16 protein-coding genes are annotated in these 22,496 nt (G+C 65.0%); 11 read left to right on the forward strand and 5 right to left on the reverse strand.

Annotation, left to right across the window (positions count from 1 at the left end):
* Positions 1 to 59: 59 nt before the first annotated feature.
* Entirely contained in the window at positions 60 to 1,352 is a 1,293-nt protein-coding gene (locus tag PX52LOC_RS09830) for an MFS transporter (protein ID WP_246173681.1), read from the forward strand.
* Positions 1,349 to 1,921 carry a redoxin domain-containing protein gene (locus tag PX52LOC_RS09835; RefSeq protein ID WP_149109935.1) on the forward strand — a complete coding sequence of 191 codons (573 nt, stop codon included), beginning with the start codon at positions 1,349 to 1,351 and terminating at the stop codon, positions 1,919 to 1,921. Before PX52LOC_RS09830 ends, PX52LOC_RS09835 begins: the two co-directional genes overlap by 4 nt.
* Before the next feature lie 11 nt (positions 1,922 to 1,932).
* Here PX52LOC_RS09835 and PX52LOC_RS09840 read toward each other — a convergent pair whose 3' ends face one another.
* Both PX52LOC_RS09840 and PX52LOC_RS09845 read right to left on the reverse strand, forming a co-directional pair.
* Positions 1,933 to 2,094, reverse strand: coding sequence for a site-specific DNA-methyltransferase (locus tag PX52LOC_RS09840; protein ID WP_149109936.1), 162 nt, complete (start codon positions 2,092 to 2,094; stop codon positions 1,933 to 1,935).
* A 124-nt stretch (positions 2,095 to 2,218) separates the two neighbouring features.
* A complete protein-coding gene (locus PX52LOC_RS09845; protein ID WP_149109937.1) occupies positions 2,219 to 3,928 on the reverse strand; it encodes a leucine-rich repeat domain-containing protein in 1,710 nt (569 codons plus the stop codon).
* A 180-nt stretch (positions 3,929 to 4,108) separates the two neighbouring features.
* Here PX52LOC_RS09845 and PX52LOC_RS09850 point away from each other — a divergent pair, with 180 nt between their 5' ends.
* The 6 genes from PX52LOC_RS09850 (at position 4,109) to PX52LOC_RS09875 (ending at position 11,336) form a co-directional block, all read left to right on the forward strand.
* Positions 4,109 to 4,681 carry a hypothetical protein gene (locus tag PX52LOC_RS09850; protein WP_149109938.1) on the forward strand — a complete coding sequence of 191 codons (573 nt, stop codon included), beginning with the start codon at positions 4,109 to 4,111 and terminating at the stop codon, positions 4,679 to 4,681.
* Positions 4,682 to 4,789: 108 nt separating this feature from the next.
* Positions 4,790 to 5,921 (forward strand): IS3 family transposase gene (locus PX52LOC_RS09855; protein ID WP_390637529.1). Its coding sequence is split into 2 segments (ribosomal slippage): positions 4,790 to 5,071 and positions 5,073 to 5,921, totalling 1,131 coding nucleotides; the frame shifts between segments, so codons are not numbered across the junction.
* A gap of 331 nt (positions 5,922 to 6,252) precedes the next feature.
* Positions 6,253 to 9,108: a PAS domain-containing protein gene (locus PX52LOC_RS09860; protein WP_261368408.1), complete on the forward strand. Its 2,856-nt coding sequence runs from the start codon at positions 6,253 to 6,255 to the stop codon at positions 9,106 to 9,108.
* A 182-nt stretch (positions 9,109 to 9,290) separates the two neighbouring features.
* Positions 9,291 to 9,683: a helix-turn-helix domain-containing protein gene (locus PX52LOC_RS09865; protein ID WP_168218896.1), complete on the forward strand. Its 393-nt coding sequence runs from the start codon at positions 9,291 to 9,293 to the stop codon at positions 9,681 to 9,683.
* Complete coding sequence (locus PX52LOC_RS09870; protein WP_149109941.1) at positions 9,655 to 10,251, forward strand: IS630 family transposase; 597 nt, start codon at positions 9,655 to 9,657, stop codon at positions 10,249 to 10,251. The genes PX52LOC_RS09865 and PX52LOC_RS09870 overlap by 29 nt, the downstream gene beginning before the upstream one ends.
* Entirely contained in the window at positions 10,182 to 11,336 is a 1,155-nt protein-coding gene (locus tag PX52LOC_RS09875) for a Gfo/Idh/MocA family protein (protein WP_261368393.1), read from the forward strand. The genes PX52LOC_RS09870 and PX52LOC_RS09875 overlap by 70 nt, the downstream gene beginning before the upstream one ends.
* 203 nt (positions 11,337 to 11,539) lie before the next feature.
* Here PX52LOC_RS09875 and PX52LOC_RS09880 read toward each other — a convergent pair whose 3' ends face one another.
* The gene (locus PX52LOC_RS09880) at positions 11,540 to 15,715 is read right to left on the reverse strand and encodes a sigma-70 family RNA polymerase sigma factor (protein WP_149109942.1); all 4,176 of its coding nucleotides are present in this window, start codon (positions 15,713 to 15,715) and stop codon (positions 11,540 to 11,542) included.
* Between the two features lie 190 nt (positions 15,716 to 15,905).
* Between PX52LOC_RS09880 and PX52LOC_RS09885 the strand changes: the two genes are divergently transcribed.
* The 3 genes from PX52LOC_RS09885 to PX52LOC_RS09895 all read left to right on the forward strand — a co-directional run bounded on the left by PX52LOC_RS09885 (position 15,906) and on the right by PX52LOC_RS09895 (position 19,346).
* Positions 15,906 to 16,235, forward strand: a complete 330-nt coding sequence (locus tag PX52LOC_RS09885) for a DUF6194 family protein (protein WP_149109943.1) — start codon at positions 15,906 to 15,908, stop codon at positions 16,233 to 16,235.
* A 72-nt stretch (positions 16,236 to 16,307) separates the two neighbouring features.
* The gene (locus tag PX52LOC_RS09890) at positions 16,308 to 16,727 is read left to right on the forward strand and encodes a nuclear transport factor 2 family protein (protein WP_149109944.1); all 420 of its coding nucleotides are present in this window, start codon (positions 16,308 to 16,310) and stop codon (positions 16,725 to 16,727) included.
* A 93-nt stretch (positions 16,728 to 16,820) separates the two neighbouring features.
* Entirely contained in the window at positions 16,821 to 19,346 is a 2,526-nt protein-coding gene (locus PX52LOC_RS09895; RefSeq protein ID WP_149109945.1) for a bifunctional serine/threonine-protein kinase/formylglycine-generating enzyme family protein, read from the forward strand.
* Positions 19,347 to 19,364: 18 nt separating this feature from the next.
* Here PX52LOC_RS09895 and PX52LOC_RS09900 read toward each other — a convergent pair whose 3' ends face one another.
* The gene (locus PX52LOC_RS09900; protein ID WP_168218898.1) at positions 19,365 to 20,573 is read right to left on the reverse strand and encodes a protein kinase domain-containing protein; all 1,209 of its coding nucleotides are present in this window, start codon (positions 20,571 to 20,573) and stop codon (positions 19,365 to 19,367) included.
* Between the two features lie 349 nt (positions 20,574 to 20,922).
* On the reverse strand, positions 20,923 to 22,473 hold the full coding sequence (locus PX52LOC_RS09905) for a permease (protein ID WP_149109947.1): 1,551 nt from the start codon (positions 22,471 to 22,473) through the stop codon (positions 20,923 to 20,925).
* Between the last annotated feature and the right edge of the window lie 23 nt (positions 22,474 to 22,496).

The raw sequence follows: 22,496 nt of genomic DNA on the forward strand, positions 1-22,496 counted from the left end.
TTATTATTCATGACGTTCGTCATGTAAACAGGAAGCCGCCCGATTGCCGAGGGAAGACCGTGTACCAGAATCGACCGCCTCGCCTGCACTACGCCTGGGTGGTTGCGGGCCTGACGTTCCTGATCCTGCTCGTATCCGCCGGGGTGCGTTCCACGCCCGGCGTGCTCATCGTCCCCCTTGAACGCGAGTTCGGCTGGAGCCGCGCCACGATCTCCTCCGCGGTGTCCGTGAACCTGCTGCTGTACGGGCTGATCGGCCCGTTCGCGGCGGCGCTCATGGCCAACCTCGGGGTGCGTCGCACGGTCGTCCTGTCGCTGACTGTCGTGTGCGCGGGCGTCGCCCTCACGTCGCTGATGACGACTCCGTGGGAGTTGGTGCTCCTTTGGGGCGTAGTGGTGGGCGGGGGGACCGGGATGACGGCCCTCGTGCTCGGGGCGACCGTCGTGAACCGCTGGTTCGCCGAACGCCGAGGGCTCGTGCTCGGGGTGCTGACGGCCAGCGCGGCTACTGGCCAGCTCGTGTTCCTCCCGTTGCTCGCGGCGCTGATCCAGGAGCACGGGTGGCGGTCCGCGGTGTGGGTCGTGGCCGGTGCGGCCGCTCTGATCGTCCCGCTTATCGCGCTGCTGTTCCGGGATTGGCCAGTCGATGTGGGCCTGCGCCCGTACGGTGCTAAGGGCGAAGTCGAGGCGCGCCCGGCCGTTTCCGCCAACCCGGTCGCGGTGGCACTCGGCGGGTTGCGGGACGGACTCCGTTCGCGGGATTTCTGGCTCCTGGCGGGCAGCTTCTTCGTGTGCGGGGCGAGTACCAATGGGCTAGTCGGGACGCACCTGATCCCGGCGTGCGTGGACCAGGGCATCCCCGAAGTCAGGGCGGCGGCGTTGCTGGCCATGATGGGGCTGTTCGACCTGGTGGGCACCACCCTCTCGGGCTGGCTTTCGGACCGGTGGGACAACCGCAAGCTGTTGTGCTGGTACTACGGGCTGCGGGGTTTGTCCCTGATCTATTTGCCGTTCGCGCTCGGCGACACGGGATGGGGGCTGACGGCGTTCGCCGTGTTCTACGGACTGGACTGGATCGCAACCGTGCCCCCGACGGTGCGGCTGACGGCGGACACGTTCGGCCGGGCGCGGGCGGGGATCATGTTCGGGTGGATCGTGGCGGCCCACCAGATCGGTGCGGCGGTGGCGACGCTCGGGGCGGGGAGCGTCCGGGCGTGGATGGGCGACTACGAGCGGGCATTCCTGACGTCCGGGGCGCTTTGCCTGCTCACCGCCGCGATGGTCCTGCAGATCGGCCGGAAGCGGAAGTCGGCCGCGCCGGGGACAGCAGTACTCGCTGGAGAACCAGCATGAGACGAGGCATTGTAACTGGATTGCTCCTCGCCGCCGCCGCCGCTGCTCTTGTGGCCGCGTACCTGCGGCCGCCGCGTCTGGGCCACCCGGTCACTCCGTTCATGCGATCGGACGCCGAGAGTGAGAAGGGCAAACTGGTGGCTCGCCTTCTGCTGCCTCTGGATCATCCGGCCGTCGTGGTGTTCATCCTGCCCGGTTGCCCGTGTAGCGAGGCGTTCGAGCCGTTCGTCGGCCGGCTGCACGAGGCTCACGCGGACAGGGTCGCGGTCGTCGGTGTCGTGGCAGGTGATGCGAGTGCCGCAGACCAGTGGGCGAACAAGTTCCGGTCGCCCTATCGGATGGTGCCCGATGTGGATCGGGCGATCGCACGGGAGTTCGGGGCGAAGCGGTCCGCGTACACGGCTCTGGTGGTCGGTGGAAAGATTGTCCGGCTCTGGCCCGGATACTCGGCCGGAATGCTCCGCGAACTGGATGGGATGCTGACGGACGCGACGAAGGCTGCGGAACGGCCAATCGCGGTGGACGGTGCGCCTGAGCCGCTGACCTCGGGTTGTTTATTGGATGAGTAGTTCAGAGTAGGTCAACCGGAGATCACGATGTCAGCGAACATCCCCGCATCCTTCCGAAGCCGCCGCTCGGCGATCTCGAGGTGGCCAGGGGTGAGTTCGATCACGAGGCAATGACGACCGTAGCGGTCGGCGACCAGCCCGGTTGTATCCCCGAAAAATGTGTCGAGAATCACACCTCGGTGGGCGAGTCCGCGAGGATGCACCGCTCAATCAGTTCGGGCGGGTAAGTGGCGAAATGCGCCTCTTTGAACGAATGCGTCACCAGATGACGGGCAAAGTCGGCCCTTGTGCTTCGCGTCAAACCAACTCGCCGACGGGCACGTCCACCTTTTCGTCCCGCGACGCACTGGGACCAACTTGTATCGACCCGGCGATGAACTTGAAGAGCCCCTGGAACGCCGCGTACCGCTTCGGGGCGGCCTCGCACTGGACGGCCCCGGCCCGGCCCGCTTGCATGGCGACCCCGGTCAGGCACGACTCCCCGTTCCGCGGGAACGCCGCGGCGGCCGAGTCCCCGCCCGACTTGACCTTCACGACCCCCGTCTCGAACCGCTTCGGCATCCGCCCCCACTCCTTCGCGCACGCCCGCAGGTAGTCGGCGGCCTTCTTCTCTTCGGGGTTGTCCTGGACCCACAGCCGGACGGTCGCGGCCCGCACGTCTTGCCCGTAGAACGACCAGTCCCGGTCGTACTGTTCGAACCCGTCTTCCGTCCACACGATCGACTGCTTGTCGCGGGCCGACCGTTCCGTCCAGTGGGTCGGGATCAGGGCCGAGACAAACCCGCCCGCCGAGCGGCGGCTGAAGCTGACGACGGGCCGCGGAGATTTGACGAGTGACTTTGTCAGGTGGACGGCGACATGGGGGAGTGCGTTCGCCAGGGCCGTCGCCGCTTTCGCACTCACCTTGGACGTGGGGAACTGGACGACCCGGAGGCAGGTTAGTCCGTGCAGGTGGCGAACCCCGGCGTCGGTCACCCCGTTGCCGAAGAGCGTGAGGAACTCCAGGCTGCTCAACCCGGCGAGGTGCCGCAGCCCGTCGCCGTCCCCGGCTTCAAGGTACAAGTGCAGGGCTCGAAGCCGAGTCAGCCCGGCCAGGTGGCGGAGGCATTCGCCGGAGAGCGGGGTCGGCGTGCCGAGCAACAGCATTTCCAACTCGCAGAGGCCCGACAGGTGTCGCAGACTCTCGTCCCCGGCCAGTTCGCCGAACGGCACGCTCAACTGCCGCAGGTGGGCCAGGCGGCCGATCCGGGCGAGTGTCCGGTCGCCGAAGCCGCCAGTCCAGCATTTAAACCGCCGAAGTCCGGTCATCTTCTCCAGTCCGGCTAGGTCGTCGTCCTTGGGTTCCAACCCTTCGTCCGGGAAGAGTTCGAGGTCCTCAAGGGCCGGGCAACGGGCGAGGGGTTTTAGCGGGGCGGTGATTTTCAGGCCGTTGAGGTCTAGCGTGCGGAGCGTCGGGTGCCCTGCCAGGTGGGTGAGGGCGGCGGTCGTCACGCCCCAGCACCGGCCGAAATTCAGGGTCTCCATGTGCGGCAGCCAGCGGAGGTGGCGGATGTCCTCGTCGGCTGCGTCGCCGTGACTGATCTCGACGGTCCGCCCGCCGTCGTACGGCCGGTCCCCGATCAAGGCGATGCCCTGAGCGTACCGCTCGGCCGCCTCCTGCCGCCGGTCCGCGGGGAGGCGTGCGACCCGGTTCGCCCGGCGACGGCGGAACTCGTTCCAAGCCGGACTGTTGTGGTCCTGGTCGTACACCTTCACCGCGGTGCCCGGGGGCAGGCCGTCGAGGATGGCGAACTGGACTCGGCTCAGCTTGGCGTTGGCGATCGACACGGCCGCGATCTGCGGCAACCGAGCGACAAAGCGGAGGACGTCGGACGTGACACGGATTTCAGCCAGCCAAACGTGCCGGACGTCGGGCAGGTCCTGGAGCGGGGCCAAGTCCGAAACCGTCCCGGCTCTGAGGAGGGCCGTGGCGCCGTCGTTCCGGAGTTCGATAACCGATTCGGCCATGGTGGATGCCCGGAGGGGGAATTGAGAACCCGGGCGGAGTCCGAGGTTCAGTGTACGAGCCCCGGCTCCGAACGAACCGTTGGGCATGCGGCCTCGGCAAAACTTCGACGTGCGCGTTAGGATCGCATCGCCCCGGTTCGTGTTCTAGGCTTGCCCTTTGCGTTTCCCCTTGGGTGAGCCATGGCCACGATTGAACTCGGACGGTACGAACTCGAAGATCTTCCGCCGGTGTGCGTCCAGTGCGGTGCCGCCGCAACGGAGGTCAAGGTCGAGCGGTTCACCTGGACTCCGCAGTGGGCCCAGTTCACTGTGTTCCTGGGGTTGCTGCCGTGGTTCATCTTCGTAGCCCTGACACAGCAGAAGGCAACGGTTCACCTCCCGATGTGTGACGAGCACTTTCGGAGGCGACCGTTGATCGGTCAACTGGTGTGGGTCGGCGTCGCCATCGGTGCCGCCCTGATCGGCGTGGGGCTCTGTATCGATGAGAATCTCAACCTGCCGAGCAGCATGTACCTGTCGATGGCGGGGTTCGCGACGCTCGTGGTCACGCTGCTCGTGGTGCTGTTCGGCAGCGACGGCAGCGTCCGGGCGACGCACATTACGCGATCGACGATTACCCTTGATCGGGTGAGTGAGGAGTTCGTCGACGCCGTCCAGCATGGGTTTGAGCCCTCGGAGGTCGCACAAGAGTTAGCCGACACGCCGCCGAACGGGATGGAATTGCAGACTGCCAAGTATCTCCGGAGGCGGTAGGCCGCGGGCCGAGTTGAGCGGGGCGGACGGGCGGTGACATTCCGCCTATAGTGGACCCCGAAACTGAGACCGCCAGGTAAGCTACTCTGGCGGCCCTCGGAGGTGGTCCTGATGACGGCGAAGCGGAAGACCCACACGGCGGCGTTCAAAGCCCAGGTCGCTCTGGCCGCGGTGAAGGGCGACAAGACGGTCAACGAGTTGGCCGCCCACTTCGGCGTCCACCCGACCCTCATCCACGGGTGGAAGAAGCAACTCCTGGCCGGGGCCGAGGCCGTGTTCGCCGCCGGAGCGAAGGCGGTCGCCCCCGGCGACGACCAGACACCCGCGCTGTACGAGCAGATCGGCCGGCTCAAGGTCGAGCTCGACTGGGTGAAAAAAAAAGCTGCGACGTTCGGTTGACGACCTGCGGCCGCTGATCGACCCCGGGCACGCCGACCTGAGCGTCCGTCGGCAGTGCCAACTGGTCGGGCTCGGCCGGGCCACGTACTACCGGGGGCCGGCCGAGGAGTCGGCCGACAACCTGGCCCTCATGCGGCGGATCGACGAGCAGTACACGGCCTGCCCGTTCTACGGCAGCCGGCGGATCGCCCGGTGGCTGGCCCGCAACGGCCACCCGGCGAACCGCAAGCGGGTCCAGCGGTTGCTCCGGGTCATGGGCCTGGAAGCCATCCACCCGAAGCCGAAGCTGTCGGCCGGGCGGGGCCACCCGGTGTACCCGTACCTCCTCCGCGGCGTGCCGATCGACCGCGTCGGGCAGGTGTGGAGTGCCGACATTACATACCTGCCGCTGCCCGGCGGGTTCATGTACTTGGCCGCCACCATCGACTGGTACAGCCGGTACGTGGTGGCCTGGCGGTTGTCGAACACGCTCGACGGGGCGTTCTGCCGGGACATGCTGGACGAGGCGTTGGCGGCCGGCACCCCGGAGGTGTTCAACACCGATCAAGGGGTGCAGTTCACGGCCGGGGCGTGGGTCGAGCGGGTGGAGGCGGCCGGGGCGCGGGTGAGCATGGACGGCCGGGGGCGGTGCCTGGACAACGTGTTCGTCGAGCGGCTGTGGCGGACGGTGAAGTACGAGGACGTGTTCCTGCGGGGATACGAGACGGTGACCGAGTTGGAGCGGGGGTTGAAGGCGTACTTCACCTTCTACAACGAGGCCCGCTTGCACCAGTCACTGGGGTACAAGACCCCGGCCGAGGTGTACCGGGCCGGACGGTCAAAAGAGCCGGCGAAGGAGTAGCTTAAATTCGTCGGTTTTTGTTCTCGCAAATGGGGTCCACTATAGCCACAGGCTAACGCAGGCCGGTTTCCGCCTTTTAACTCTGTGTGTCCCACCCCTGAGCCACGATGCTTAACCGAGAACCGCATCCACTTTTACCGGCCGTGGTATTTCCCGACACATTTGCCTCGTTCTGGGCACGGTAATAGCAAAGGTCAAACATAGGGTTCTTGAAGCGGCTCTCTTCATAGAAAGCACGCGAGGGAATTCGCACGTTTCGACTGCGAACATTTGAGCGAACGATTCTGTTGGTTTTCGCACCGCGGCCGGCGAGGGCTCACACCCAGTGAATGTGATCACCACTACTAACCTGAGTGCCGTACTGACCACTGCGGAATTGTCCCGACGCCCCTCCCGACCGCCGGATCACTTCGCTGAGGCCCGCGCCCTCTCCGAGTTAGCAAAAACGTTAGCGGATGATCCCCGCGGCTTGCTTCGCAGATTGTCCGAACTGGCCAAGGAACTGTGCGGCGCGGAGAGCGCGGGGGTTTCGATCCTGGAACCCTCGGGCGACACGTTCCGCTGGCACGCGATCGCCGGGGATTTCGCTCCCAATATCGGCGGCACGATTGCTCGCGACGCCAGCCCGTGCGGGGTTGTCCTCGAGCGGGACTCGGCCTTGATGTTCTCGTACCCGGAGCGGCACTTCCCGTATCCGAACGCCGTCGAGCCGCCGATCGTCGAGTCGGTCCTCATCCCATTTCACTCGGGGGGTAAACCGGTCGGCACGGTCTGGGTGATCGCCCACTCCCCCGAGCGCCGGTTCGACCCCGAAGACGCCCGGCTACTCGGCAGCCTGTCCCGGTTCGCCGCCGCCGCGTGGCAAACCGTGACCGCACTGGACGCCGCCGAGGCGGCCAAGGCCGAGTCGGACCGGCGGGTTGAGGAGCGGACGGCGGAGGTGCGGGCGGGTGAAGAGAAATATCGTGTGCTGTTCAACTCCATTGATGAAGGCTTCTGCATCATCGACGTGCTGTTCGACGGCGAGGTCGCGGTCGATTACCGGTTCGTCGAGGTGAACGCCGCGTTCGCGGACCAGACCGGGTTTCGCAACGCGGTTGGCAAGCGGATACGGGAACTCGCCCCGGCGCTTGAGGCGCACTGGTTCGAGGTGTACGGGCGGGTGGCCAAAACCTGTGAGTCGGTCCGGTTCGAGAGCCGGGCCAAAGAACTCGGCCGGTGGTACGATGTGTACGCCTTCAAGGTGGACGGCGGGGCTCACGTCGGCGTTCTGTTCCGCGACGTCACCGAGCGGAAGCGGTCGGAGGAGGAACTGCGGCTGCGCGAGCGGGCCATCCGCGCGGCGTCGCAGGGGCTGGTCATCACGGACGTCGGCCGGCCGGACAACCCACTCATTTACGTCAGCGCCGGGTTCGAACGGGTCACCGGTTACCCGGCGGCCGAAGTACTCGGTCGGAACTGCCGGTTCCTCCAGGGGCCGGACAGCGACCCGGCCACGGTCTTTGTTCTGCGGGAGGCCATTCGTGCGTCGCGGGCGGCAACGGTCGAGTTGCTCAACTACCGCAAGGACGGCACCCCGTTCTGGAACGAGGTTTCGCTCTCCCCGGTCGTTGAGGCGGGTCGCGTCACCCACTTCGTCGGGGTGATCACCGACGTGACGGACCGGCGGCGGATCATTGAGCGGTTGCGGGACCAGGAGGAATTGCTTCGAGAGACTGCCCAGATGACGCATGTCGGTGGGTGGAGCTTCGACCCGTCTACCGGGGCGTCGGATTGGACGGAGGAGACGTTCCTCATCCACAATCTGGCCCCAGGGGGGACGGCCGAGAACATGGGCCAAGGGTTGACCCGGTTCCCCGGTGACGACGGCAAGCGGATCGCCGAGGCCGTGCGGGCGGCCTGCGAGCGCGGCACCCCCTACGACTTGGAGCTGGACTTCGTCGCGGCCGACGGCCAGAAGAAGCGGGTGCGGGCGATCTGCCGGCCGGTGGTTGCGGAGGGCAAGGTGGTCCGGGTCCGGGGGTCTCTCCAGGACGTCACCGCCCGGCACGCTTTGGAAGAGAGGCTCCGGCGGTCGCAGAAGATGGAAGCGTTCGGGCAGTTGGCCGGGGGCGTGGCGCACGACTTCAACAACATGCTGCAAGTGATCAACGGGTACGCCGAACTTGCGATCGACCGGCTCGCGGCCGAGCACGAGGTGTCCGGGCTGTTGCGGGAGATCGGCCGGGCGGGTGAACGGTCGGCCACGCTCACCCGCCAGCTCCTCGCCTTTGCCCGCCAGGAAATCGTCGCCCCTCGGGTGCTCGACGTGAACGCGGCGGCGTGGGACACGACGGGGATGCTGCGGCGGCTGATCGGTGAAAACATCCGGCTGGTGACCGATTTCGGATCGGGCGTGTGGCCGGTGCTCGCCGACCCGGGGCAACTCGAACAGGTGCTCATCAACCTGGCGGTGAACGCGAGGGACGCCATGCCCGACGGCGGTGCCCTAACAATCTCTTCGCGGAACGAAACGGTGACCGGCGACGGTGAGGTACCGCCCGGTCAGTACGCGGTGCTGTCGGTGGCGGACACCGGGACGGGGATGCCGCCGGAGGTGCAGACCCGGGTGTTCGAGCCGTTCTTCACAACGAAAGGAGTGGGCAAGGGGACGGGACTGGGTCTGGCGACGGTGTACGGCATCGTACAGCAGGCGGGCGGGCACGTTCGGGTGCGGTCGAAAATGAACGAGGGCAGCACGTTCGAGGTACTCCTGCCACGAACAAATGACCCGAAGGCGGCTACGGCCACCAAATCGGGTGGAAAGCTCCCGCGCGGGACGGAGACGGTTCTAGTGGTCGAGGACGAGACGGCCGTGCGGGGGCTGGTGAAACTCGTCCTTTCGGGCTGCGGGTACAAGGTACTGGTGGCGGGAGACGGGGTGGCGGCCGAGCGGGTGGCGGCCGAGCACGCCGGGCCGATCCACTTGGTGCTGAGTGACGTGGTCATGCCCGGGGCGGGGGGGCGAGCGGTCGCGGCCGGCGTGTCGGCGAAACACCCGGAGGCGCGGGTGGTGTTCATGAGCGGGTACACGGACGACGCGGTGGTGCGGCACGGGGTGTCGGCGGAGGTGCCGTTCCTCCAGAAGCCGTTCACGCCCGAGGTGCTGGCCACCAAGGTGCGTCAAGTTCTGGACGGCTCACGTTGAACGCATCGATATCGGGGATAGAACGGGTGAAGATGCTCCGAAGTCGAGCACTGAGGTGACCAAATGCTGCGGTTTACCGTCGTCGCCCTTCTGGTTCTCTTCTCGTTAGTGTCGTTTCGAACCTGATCTAGCGTGTCCCACGTCTGATGGCGTACCCTCACACCTCGCCAGGAGGGCGCGACATGCGGGCGTACTCGATCGATCTTCGGGTCCGGGTGCTGGAGGCCGCCGCGGCCGGGGACGGCACGGCCGAGCTGGCCGACCGGTTCTCCGTCAGCCCGGCCTGGGTCCGCCGGCTCCGGCAGCGGCATCGGCAGACCGGCGAAGTCGGCCCCCGCGTCGCCCGCCCGACCCGCGCCGCGAAACTGGCCGCCCACCACCACCGCATCCGCGAACTCCTGGCCGCCACCCCGGACCTGACCCTGGTCGAACTCCGCGGCGAGTTGAAGGTCACGGTGGCCCTGTCCACCCTGTGGGCCGCCGTCCGCGGGCTCGGGTACACGTTCAAAAAAAGTCACCCGGGCGGCCGAACAGGACCGGCCGGACGTGCGGGCCGCCCGCGACGCCTGGCGTAGCGACACCGCCCCGGCCGTCGACCCGACGCGGGTCGTGTTCGTGGACGAGACGGCCGCCAACACGACCATGGACCGGCGGTACGGGTACGCCCCCAGGGGCGACCCGGTCGTCGGTTCGGTCCCCCACGGTCACTACAAGAGCCTGACCTTCACGGCCGCCGTCCGTGCCGACGGGATGGTCGCCACCCAGGTGCTCGACGGGCCCATGACCGGGGATCGGTTCCGCGACTACGTCACGTCCGTCTTGGTCCCGGCCCTGCGACCGGGTGACACGGTGGTGCTCGACAACCTGCCGTGTCACAAGTCGGCCGCCGTCCGGACGGCGGTTGAAGCCGCCGGGTGCCGGCTGGTGTTCCTCCCCCCGTACTCGCCGGATCTGAACCCGATCGAGCTGGCATTCGCCAAGCTCAAGCGGCTCCTCCGATCGGACGGCCACCGGGCTGTCCCGACCCTCCTTACATTCCTGGCGTCGGTGTCGCGGGTGTTCCAGCCGGACGAGTGTGCGGCCTACATCCGCCATTGCGGGTACGGACTGCCACACGCTACGCCGTCACCGAACCGATACTAAGTGGGGCCTCAATCGCCCAACAGCCTGCTTCCGGGAAGGCAGATCCGCCCCTCCGCGTCGCCGTCGTCGGCCTCGTGCACGGTCACGTCTCGGGGTTCCTCCAGGCGAACCGGAAACGGAAGGACATCGAAATCGTCGGTGTCGCCGATCCGGACCCGGAGCTCGCGGCCCGAATTGCGAAGCGATATGACTTGGGCCAGGAGCTGCTGTTCTCCGAAGTCAAGGAGATGCTGAGCAAGGTGAAACCGGAGGCCGTTCTGGCCTACACGAACACGTTCGACCACCGCCGCGTGGTGGAACTCTGCGCGAAGCAGGGCGTTCATGTGATGATGGAAAAGCCGCTGGCCGTGAGCTTCGAGGACGGCCTCGCTATGGAGAAGGCGGCAACCGAAGGCAAGATCCACGTCCTGGTGAACTACGAAACGACGTGGTACCGGAGCAACCGCGCCGCCTACGACCTGGTCCAAGAAAAGGCCCTCGGCGACGTTCGCAAGATCGTAGTCCACGACGGCCACCGCGGTCCCAAAGAAATCGGGTGCGGGCCCGAGTTCCTGGGCTGGCTGACCGACCCGAAGCTGAACGGGGCCGGGGCACTGTTCGACTTCGGGTGTTACGGTGCGGACCTGGCCACCTGGCTGTTGGACGGGAAGCGGCCCGACACCGTGACGGCCGTCACCCAGCAGATCAAGCCGCACATCTACGCCAAGGTGGACGACGAGGCCACGATCGTTCTGAGCTATCCGAAAGCGCAGGTGATCATCCAGGCGTCGTGGAATTGGCCCTTCGACCGAAAAGACATGGAAGTCTACGGCGAGACCGGCTCGGTCTTCACCGTCCGGCAGAACGAAGTCCGCGTCCGTCGCGGGCGGGGGGCGGAAGAACTCGTCACGGCAAAGCCCCTTCCGAGTCCCCAGGATGACCCCGTCACGTACCTGCGGGCCGTGGTCCGGGGGAGCGTCAAGCCGGACGGGCTCTCGTCCCTTGCTACCAACCTGACCGTGACCGAAATCCTCGATGCCGCCCGCCGCTCGGCCGCCACCGGCAAAACCGTAATGCTGCCTGCGTCGAGAGCGTCTGGGAAGTAGCTGGCCGGCCGCGCGGTCGATCCGGGCCAGGATCGACGCCTTCGGAATCGTCCCAGTCGGCATCGGTGTCTTGGCGAACGTCACGAACGGCCGTCGTCACGATTGCCACGCCATCCCGATTGCCACTTCATCCCGCTACGAGGCCAAGCTCGTGAAAGAGTGTGGCCAGAGTTTTTCTGGTTCTGAGGCGGCGGGCCGATTCGTTAGCTGCCGGAAGCCTTCCGCCAAACCTGAATGCTATGCACGGCGGCTTGCTTGTTCGGCACGGGTACGACGCCAGACCCCGTGACCGCGATCAGGGTGCGGCCGTCCGTCGTGTATGCCAGCCCCGTGATCGGCGGGGTGTCGGGGGCAAGGTCGGGCACGTCGTGCCACACCTTCCGGTCCCTGGAAAATTTGTCGTCCTGTGTGTTGTAAATCTCGACGCGGGTCCGTGGGCCCTTGTCCGTGGACCGGCGGAGTGCGACCGCGATCGTCGCGCCGTCCGGCGAGAAAGCGGCGGCGGTCAGGTCGAAATGCTCCACGCCCCCGGCCTGGGTTCCGTAGTTCGGGATCATTCCGGGCCGGAGCACCCTGAGCGTGGCAGCGTCCAACAGGGCCAGCGACGCCCGCTCGGTCGTGTTCGTGCCGACGGCGATCATGGTAGCGTCGGGCGAATACGCCAGGACTGTGTTGCGAATCTGGTCTTCGTTCCTCTGCCGAGGCGGCGTTCGTGCGGAAAGCGTCCGCTCGAGACTAGACCTGCAAGACCCGGTCGCCACGTCCCAGACGGTTGGCCCGCCGTTGATGTTGTTGTCCCCCCGGTTTAATGCCATGAACCCGGCGACCTGAGTACCGTCGGGCGACCACGCAACGTCGGCGGCAGCCAAACGGGACAGCCGAGTCTGGCCGGGGCCTGCCGGCGGGGCCTTCAACTTTCCCCCCTCCGCTCCCGTCGCCACGACCCGCAGGTGCACGTCATCTCCGTCGAACCCGGCCACATTCTTTCCGTCCGGGCTGAACGCGGCGGTCTGCCAGGCGAGTACACCTTTCGCCGCAGGAAATTGTTTGGTCTCCTTGCCGGTTGCGGCATCGTACGCGGCGGCGTGCCCGTCCCAGGTGAGTAAGCCGTCGCCGACGAACCGCGGGAACCGGCCTTCAACCGTGTAGAGCTTCTTCATGCCGGTCAGGTCGTACCCTTCCGTTCGGCCGCCGTAACTGATCGCGAACCGCTTGCCGTCGGGCGAGACGGCCAGGGCCTCGATGTCGAACCGCGGGTCGGTGACCGGTTTCTCGGCCGTCCACGAGATCTTGGTCACCTGCATGGGCGGCTCGATGATCGTCTTCTCGACCTTCCACCGAGGGGCGCCAGGCTTGTCGGCCTCGGTCAGCGACACGAGCCTTAAGGTGCCCCGTCCGGCCGCGTCGAGGGTAGACACACCGAGCATCGCCCCGTCGGGTGAGACTGCCGCCCCACCCGGCGTCTCACCTTTGCCGAGCGGGAGAAAGGCGATGTCTTTGCCCGTTGCCAAGTCGTGCCATCGCACCCGACCGGCGGATTGTGGATCGACGGCGTGTTCGGCGATGACGAGCGTTTTGCCGTCGGGCAGGAAGGACAGACCACGGATCAACCCGCCACGGGCTCCGAGCGTCGAGACCGCCTTGTCGGCATCGGCGTCCCAGAGGGAACCCGTCGCCGTCCGTAGCCCGCCGGTGGCCAGGCGCTTGCCGTCTGGCGACCAGGCGAGGACCGCAACCCCGTCGGTGCCGTCCACCGTACCGAGCGGCCGGCCGGTTCGGGGTTCGACGACGCGAACGCGAGCGGCCGAGCCGGGGTCCAGGGCGTTGACGCCGAACGCCAACTTCGTGCCGTCGGGGCTGAAGGCGAGGGCGAGTGGCACGGGCTCGGCGATTCGCTCGGGCGGGGTTTGTGGCGATGCCACGAGTGGGGCCTTGAATGCCTGGAGGACGTCCCCGGTCCACGTGTCGAGGACGCGAACGGTGCCGCCCGCCGTGCCGTAAGCGAACAGGCGGCCCTTCGCGCTGAACGCGACCGCGTAGGGGTGGGCCGTCGGCTCGCACATCAACGGCTCTTTCTGTCGCGGGAACAGAGCATCGTTGTGAGTCACGCCATCGATCATCGACACGCCGTCTCGGTGACTGATGGCAAAGAATTTCCCGTCGGGGCTGTACGCGGCGGCGTGGATGGCTTGCGGGCCGGGGTTGACTCGCCGCGTGTTGGGCACCCTTCCGAAGCCTTCCGTTAGCTTGGCGGCATCACGACCCGTGACCACGCCGTCGATGCCGCCGGCGATGAGCGATTTTCCGTCGGGGGCCCATGCGAACACGGCCGTCCGATGCGTGGGCACCGTTTGCGGCAGGGTGGTAGGTGCGTTCGGGGAGACGGGTGTCGAAGGGGGAATTTCCTTCGGGCTTGCCGCCTTCAGTTCCTCGGCGACTTCCCACACGCGGACCTTGCCAATTCGTTCGCCGGGTCGAGACAGCCAGACCTTGTTGACCGAACAGCCGGCGAGTTGTTTTCCGTCCGCCGAGAAGGCCAGACTCGCGGTCACGGTCGGACTGTCAAAGTCGTCGGCGTCGGTGTGGATCGGCTTCATCGTGTTCGTCGGCCAGGCGGTCGCCCAAACGTAGAAGTCGGCCTGTTTGCCGAGGACCACGGCGGCAACGTGGGTCGCGTCACGGCTGATCGCAAGGGCGGCAGCGCGGCCGCCGAGTTCGAGCCGCTGCTTCTCCTTGAACGTCTTGCCGTCCCACACGATCACCCGCCCGTCGGCGTCGCCCGAGACGATCGCCGTGCCGTCCGCCGACCACGCGGCTGATATGACTCGGGCCGTGTGGCCGACGAGAAGTGGGATGGGCGGGTTTTCTTCTTCGAGTAGCCAGTGGGCCATCAGGACGTTCTTGTTCTTGTCGGGGATCTTCGCGGTCATGAGCACGTACCGGCCAGCGGGGTCGGCGGCGAGCGGGACGGCGTAGCCGTCGGCCGGCCGCTCGCCCCGTTTGATGATCGGCAAGTCCAGACTGCCGGCAAAACTACCGGGCACGACCCCGCCCGTTGCGGCGTCCACGGTCCACGACGCAACATAAGCATGGATTGCATTGCCGAACGCGATCTTCGGTCCTTTCTTCCCGTTCCCGAGGTCCGGGAACGCGGCAACGGATGTCGCCGGGTCGTCCCCCTTTTGGAACGGCTGTATTTCCAGTTCCTGCCTCGCGCCCGTGGCGGCATCGAGCAGACGAATGCCGCTCGGGAACGTGGCGTAAACGGTCTTCTGATCGGCCGACAAAGCCACGGCCGCGTGCGAACCGCCGACCTCCGTCTGCCACCGCTTCTTCTGCGTTGTCACATCGAACGCCGTCACCTTGCCGTCGGTGTCGCCGACAACAATCACCTTGCCGTCCCCAGAAGACACGACCGACACCGGGAGTTTGCCGGGCATGTCCAAGGTGGCCTTTCCCTTCCACTTGACCGGGGCGGGTCTCACATTCGGTGCGTTCTCCACGACTTTCGGAACGGCTGCTTTCCCGGAAGTGGGCTTCTCGTCCGGGGAACCACCGGCGAGCATCACGCTCCCGCCGGCCAGTGCCACACCCAACAAGCCGACGAATACCCATGCCTTAAGTACGCCAACTTCGAGTGAGCGCATGACCGCCTCCGCGAGTGCTTGAACCGCGGGGGAACCGGCCCCGCCGACCGCGAACGAAACAGCTTGCCGGGCGGCCTCGGCGAGGAGCGCCCCCGGCACGGCCGCCGTGGCCCCGTCCGCGAGGGCCGCCGCTAACGCCGCAGCGCTCAACGAGATGCCGCGGCGGGCCAGCCGCTCGGCCAACCGTTCCCGGGCCTTCGCCAGCCTTTTCGCGACGGTCCCCTCGGACCACCCCAAGTCGCGGGCGGCCTGCACCCGCGCTTTGCCCTCGACGTCGCAGGCGAGGACGGCGAGCCGCAGGTCGTCGGGCAACTTACCGAGTTCCTCGTCGATGACCGCCCACAGGTCTGCCTGGGGCAGAGTGGAGGGTACCGCTTCCGGCCGGGCCGCCGCCATTTGTCGCGCCCTCCGCTTGGCCGCCTGGACTCGGGCCTTGTTGGCGACCCGGACCGCTACCCCGTATAGCCACGCCCCCAACTGGCCACCCCGAACGCTCCCGGCCCGGCGAGCCAGGACGAAGAACGTGGCCTGGAATGCGTCGTCCACGTCCGCGCCGCCGTTGAGGACACGACGGCACACGCCGTACACCATCGGCCCGTGCCGCTTGACGAGTTCGGCAAACGCCGCCTCGTCCTGTCGGGCCAAGAACCGCTGGAGGCATTCGTTGTCCGAGCCTTCCTCGGCGGGCCGGGCCAGGGCGTGCAGGGCATCAAATACGCGGGACGTCGCCATGTCGGATGTCCTGAAGTGTCGCCGCAGCGAGAGAGCGTGCGGGTATTGCCCGCAAACGGGAAAGCGGATCCCCAAATATTATCGCAAACCCGAAAATTTACGGTCGGACGGTGTCGATGGCCGTTCCTCCATTTGCCGAGCAGCGGCAGTACGATAGGGCAAACGGTTCTTCGCTCGATTGGGACATCAGATGGACGAAGTTGCCATCACCTGGCAAATTCAAGACACATACCCCACGGTCCACACGGTTGTCGCATCGGGTGGCACGTTCTTCTTCGTCGGTGAGAAGGGCCATCGGTTCCCTTTCGCGACACTCCTCACTTCTGATGAGTACGATGCCTTCTCAAACCTCACCCGTCCTGGCGTGTTTCGGCGGAACGTGAGCGTTTCAAAGGAGACGTCTCAAACGCTGTTCGCGACCGTAATTGTCGCCCTCAATTACACAGCGTTGGATCGGGTGATGCCCCCGATCATCGCGTCCATCGAGATAAAGGACGTGACGCCAAAAGAGGTCGGGTAATACTCTACCACCGGGCTCACCGTTGTTCATCTCGGGTTGAGTCGTTGAGAACCCCTCTTGCAGGAGAACGCCGTGGACACGCCGAGCGAAAACGTCGCGAAGTTGCAGAAGGCATACGAGCGGTGGCACGAGACGAAGGGCGCGAGCGTGCCGGATTGGCTGGCCATCGTCTCCGATGACGTGATCCTGCGGAGCCCGGGCGACGTGGCGGCCGGGTCCGCCTTCACCGGCGGCCACAAGGGAAAGGGGGCGGTCGAAGCGTACTTCTCCGGCTTGAACGCCGACTGGGAGATGGTCCACTACACCGTCGATGAGTTCATCGAGCAAGGGGACCGGGTGGTCGTCCTCAGCCGCGTCGCCTTCAAGAGCCGCAAGACGAATAAGGTGGCGACGTCCGCCAAGGCCGACGTGTTTCGGTTCCGTGGCGGGGAGGTCGTCGAACTCGTCGAGTTCTTTGACACCTTCGCGGCAGTGTCCGCGACACAGACCTAGTGCCGAACCGCTCTAGCGCCTACGCTGTCACTCTCGTTCTTGCGAACGGCGAATTAAAACGAACTCGCGATCCCCGCCCGCGTGAGGCTTACTATGGCCATCCGAGTCCAATGTCCTTCGCCAGCGTGCGGGGCCGCGTGCACTGGTGCCGATAAGATCAATGGGCGCAATGTCAAATGTCCCAAGTGCGGCCTCACATTTATCGCTCACGCGACCCTTGACGGCCAAGGCGACACGAAACGAAATGGCCGGATTGCGATAGAAAATCCATTTCCCTCCCTTCCCGCGGAGTTCGGTCGATACCGAGTCCTCAGACTGCTCGGCCAAGGCGGTATGGGAGCGGTCTATCTCGCCACGGACTCGCAACTCGGACGCGACGTTGCGTTAAAAATCCCTTTCTTCGGCGTGTCGGATGGAAATCGTGCCGAGCGATTTATCCGGGAGGCTCAATCCGCAGCAGTCTTGAAGCACCCCAACATCTGCACGGTCTACGACGCGGGGACGATCAACGGGCGTCCGTTTATTACGATGGAGTATATTCCCGGTTCGTCGCTTGACTCCGAGATTGATCCCGATTCTCCGATGCCAGAACGGCGGGTTGCGGAGATCGTCCGCAAGGTGGCGGTTGCTATCGACCATGCCCACAAAAAGGGGACCGTTCACCGCGACTTAAAGCCCGCGAACGTGGTCATGACCGCGGACGGCGAACCCGTGGTCATGGATTTCGGGCTGGCAATGCGAATCGGTGGTGCGGACCACGCGGGAGTGAACCAACCCAAGTTGACTCACGACGGCGGCGTACTCGGCACGCCCAGTTACATGTCCCCGGAACAGCTCAAAGGCGTTGGCGTCGGTCCGTCGAGTGACATCTATTCCTTGGGCGTCGTGATGTTCGAGCTGCTGACGGGACAAACCCCCTACACTGGCTCGTTCATCGCGATCGCCAGTCAGATTCTTTCCGGCCCGGTCCCGACCGTTCGTGGGTTGCTCGCGAACATCGATCCCCGGTTGGAGGAGATCTGTCGTAAAGCCATGTCGAGGGAAGTGACGTCGCGATTCCCCAACATGTCGGAAATGGCGAAAGCACTCGACCAGTACCTCAATCCTCCCGTGATGAGTGCCGAGGTAATTTCGGCCGTTGCTCTTCCTGGTGTTACACCCAGAACGGTTCCGTCGGATCCTGAATCGGCATCTGCCTTCTCCGAGATCGATGTTCCCAGTCGTCCTCGCCGGAGGAATACAAACAAGAATCGTCGCCTCGTTGGTATCGCCATTTCGATCGTCGCTTTGATCGGGGTGGCATGGCTCGCCAACGTCGTGCTGAGAGTTGAGACATCGAATGGCACTCTCATTGTTGAAATCAGCGACCCCGAGATCGAGGCGAGGATAAAAGATGGCAAGGTGATCCTCACCGGCGCGGATGGCAAAACACGCTACACTCTTGCGCCGAGCGACCGCGAGAAGAAGATCACGGCCGGAGCTTATGGCATTCGTGTCGAAGGTGCGGACGGCCTCACGCTGGACACGTCCCAATTCACCCTGAAGAAGGGGGGCATTGTGACGGTTCGAGTGTCGGCCACCTCGAAGGCGGTAGCGAACAGCGCGCCTTCGACTCTAGAGTCCAATACCGAAAAGGTCGCATCGAAAACCGCTCCCCGCCCAGTTGGACCACCGTCTTCAGAACCGGGCACTCTAAACGGCACGAATGAGAAGACTGAGTCCTTCGATTGGAAGGGAGAGCAGCGAACGCGCATCGTCCGAACTTTAAAGTGCGGGAACACGACGATGGATTTCGTGAAGATCCCGAAGGGCGGTTTTCTGATGGGCCTTAAAAACGACAGTGCTCGTCCCTCCGAAGGGACATCTCAGCATCGCGTTACGTTCACGAAAGACCTATGGGTCGCCAAGTATCCCGTGACACTCGGTCAGTTTCGGGAATTCGTCTCGCTTGAGAATTACCTGTCAGCTTATGAGGCCAAGTCCCTGGCTGCAAATGGGTATGACCGTACGTCCAAGAAGTTTGTGTATCGCAAACTGGATTACTCGTGGAAGTCGGTCGGGTGGTTGCAGACGGACCGACATCCGGTTGTCAATGTGACCTGGGACGACGCCGTCGCCTTCGGCAAATGGCTGAGTAAGGACACGAAGATGAGTCTCCGACTCTTAACAGAACCGGAGTACGAATACGCTAACCGTGGCGGACAGGAAACACGGTATTTCACCGGCGACGATCCCTCATCCACGGAGGGCTATGCGAACATGGCGGATCAGAGCGCGTTGAAGGCATGGAGCAGCCCAGGAGCGTCTTCGCATGACGACGGTGAACCGTTCACTTCGCCGGTCGGGAAGTTTAAAGCCAATCCGTTCGGGCTTTACGACATGACTGGAAACGTATGGTGCTGGTGCGCAGATGAGTACCGGGCGAGCCTGAACACGCTAGGGGACGTTACCGACCCGACTGTCATTCACGGCAGTCCGCGCTCGGAGAGGGCCATGCGTGGGGGTTCGTTCTATTCCAGTCGCGATTGGTGCAAGGTCGGAGATCGAATGGGCCGACCGCACGACATGGCGAATGCCGACTTTGGTTTTAGACTTTGTTTTTCTTCGGAACCAGAGTGATCTCTACGACTTGAACCATCATGCGAATCGCTTTAGTTCCTGGCGAAACGCCATGACGTTCGGGTACCTGTCGGATGCGTCTTGGCTGAGCGCTTTATGAATTACAGCTCCTAATTCCGTCGGGATGTCGGCCCGCCGTGCCGTGATTAAAATTGGCTTTACAGAAACAACGTGGGCGAGTTGGGCCGCAATTCCCCTCGGAAAATCGTGGGTGTATTGCTTCGTGAGCAGCCGGTAGAGTGTTGCCGCCGCCGAATATTGATCGGCTGCGGGTTTGACCTCTCGATAGTGCGTGACTTGCTCGGGAGACATAAAGAGTGGCGTTCCGCCGATCTCCCCTTGCATTGTCAGCCCGCTGAGTTTTGACGTCTCATAGGCACGAGCAAGCCCGAAGTCTGCGAGTTTGGCCGAACGCTTCGATCCGTCGCGACCCACTAATATGTTCGCGGGTTTGATGTCACGATGAACGAAGCCTCTCGCGTGGGCATGGGCAAGGCCTCCGAGGGCCTGGCAGATAATCCGGACGGCGGTCCGCAAGTCGATTGGTCCTTCTGACTTGAGCCGCGATTCCAAATCTGAGCCGTTCACGAACTCCATCGTCATATAGACGATGCCACCGACTTCGGAAACTTCCCGACAGCCAACGATGTTAGGGTGGTTCAATTCCCCAAGGATTCTGGCTTCACGCAAGAACCGATCGATTTGTTTGCGATTGACCTCGCGGGCGGTCGAAATGGTCTTCAGGGCGACGGTCTTCCCGTCCGCAAGGCAAGTCGCTCGATAAACGATTCCCATGCCGCCCCGCCCGATTTCGCCCTCGATCTTATGCCCGGGAATGGTCGGGTGTGCCTCGTAATCACCCGTTTGATCGTCCGTAAGGTTCCCAGAAGCGGGCAAGTCAAGCGTTGGCGGTTGTTGGGGGGAATCGGCGAATACCACCACCTTGAAGACGGTATGCCCGGCCCCGATTTCGTCCCCGTCAACCACATCGGCCGTTTTGACACGGAGTCCGTTGTGGAGTGTTCCGTTTCGGCTGTTCAGGTCGATAACGCGGCAGCGCGGCGGGTTAACTTCCACCAAGAAGTGACGGCGGGAGAAATGCGGGTCACCCTCCGGCAGACGAAGGTGCGCATCGGGCGCACGGCCAACGAGGAGCGTGTCATGCCCATCAAACTCAAATACTCGACCCTTATGAGGTCCCGCGATGACTGCGAGTTTGATCTTCACACCCACACCCCGCTGGGTTGCCAGGAACGAAGTGAGCACAACGAAAGTGTCAGCCCATTGCGCGTCGCCGGGTTGCCGATTCTTACCGACCGTGCTTGCGTGGCGAACACTCCGGCCCGGCGTTTGCCCCAACGGTTCGTGGGGGTCAAGTGTCACAACTCAGATGCTCACGATGCTACTGACTTCGCTGTCGATCGGCTTGCGGTAAGCCTGTAGCGTCATAAGTTCCGCGGCTTCACCCGTTCTATTGTTGTACCATCGCATCAAATGCGGACCTCGCGGTCCCGCTCAGGAGGTGTGCCGTTCGAGTCGGAACTCGTTGACTGTCTTGGGAACCGGCTTCCGCACGTTACTCGGCTGATGGCTGATAGCGGTCGCGGCAGTTCCGGTACGCCTCCTCGACGGGGGCGAGAAGCTGCTTGGCCTTGCCGGGGTCGTCGGCGAGGAGGGCGTCTCGCAGTTCCTCCAGCCGCTCGCGGAGGGCTTCCGTCGTCTGCCAGGCTTCGGGGTTCATCCGGCCCGTGCGGATGAAAACGCCGACCTGCAACTTGCGGGTCAGGACGTCCCAACGCTCGATCTGGCGGATCGCCTCTTCCTTTTTCCCCGTGCGGACGGCGGCGACGGCTTCGGTGCGGACGCTAACGATTTCGGCGAACGCCTCCTTCGGGGCCGGGTAGTAGATGAACAGGGCGACCACGCTGAACACGACCAGCCCGAATAGGGCGACCAGTCCCAAAACCAGCCCCGGCACGTTCTTGTTCCAAATTGATTTCGGGCGATCCGATGGAGTTGGTGCCGTCGTCAGCCAGCGTTCGACCCGCCCGGTGCGGTCGAGCCGGGCGAGGCCGGCTCCGAGAAGAACCAGTATGAGCGACCCGCCGAGGGCGACCGGCTCCAGCACTTCGACCTTTTGCAGCAGCTTCGCCCGCACCGCATCCCACCCGCCGCCCTGCTCGGACGGGAACGGACTCGTCCACTCGTCGAAGGCGTGGGTGTGACTGGCCTCCTCCTTCGCAAAATACAGCGGGCCTTCGGCGGCGTACCCCAAAGCCGTCGTGACCACGGCGACGCCGGCGAGCCACAACAGCACCCGCTTCCAGCCGAACAGGGCCGCGAGCCAGACCACCAGCCCGACGTTCACCCCGATGCCCAACTCGAACAGGGCGAACGCCGCCCCGACCGAGTTCCCGTGGTCGAAGATCAGGCCGAGCCGCATCATCCCCTGGAGCGGGCCGGTGTACATCGGCAGGGCGATGGCCGTCATCAGGGCCGGCGACGTGGGGTCGTCGTGCCGCATGCTCATGCCCAAGCTGCCGTGGGGCAGAAGCCCGGACAGCAGGCCCGTGAAGCCGAGGGCGAGCAGGACGTACTTCATCGACGGGCCGACCGCCTCGCGAGCCGCCGTGACGACCACGGCGGCCAGCCGCTTGAGGCCCGGCGCGGGCAGCGGCTCGTCGCCCGGCGGGGTGGCGTCCGCGTCTTTGGCGAAGTTCCGCTCCCAGACCGCCCCGGCAGCCAGTGCGATGACCAGTGACCCGGCGGCGAAGCAGACGATGACGACCGGCTCGGACAGCGTCAGGCCGTACAGCAGCGACAGCGGGTTGATGTGCGGGGCGGCGAGGACGAACGCCAGGATCGTCCCGCTCGGCACCCCGGCCCGTCGCATCTCGCGGGCGATGGGGATGACGCCCAGCGAGCAGACCGGCAGGAGCATCCCCACGCACCAGGCCCGAAACAGCCCCTTCCACCCCTCGCCGCCGAACAACTTCCGGGTGCCTCCGGCCCCGAGCATCCGGCGCATGACGCCGGCGACGATGAGGCCGACGAGGAACGTCACCGACGCCTCAATGGCGATCTGCCCGGTGCGGAGCAGCACGCTCCAGAACATGCCTTCGGCCATGATGAATGCTCCGTGGCGGCGTG

Origin of the sequence: Limnoglobus roseus, from assembly GCF_008254045.1 — a bacterium.
GTDB lineage: Bacteria > Planctomycetota > Planctomycetia > Gemmatales > Gemmataceae > Limnoglobus > Limnoglobus roseus.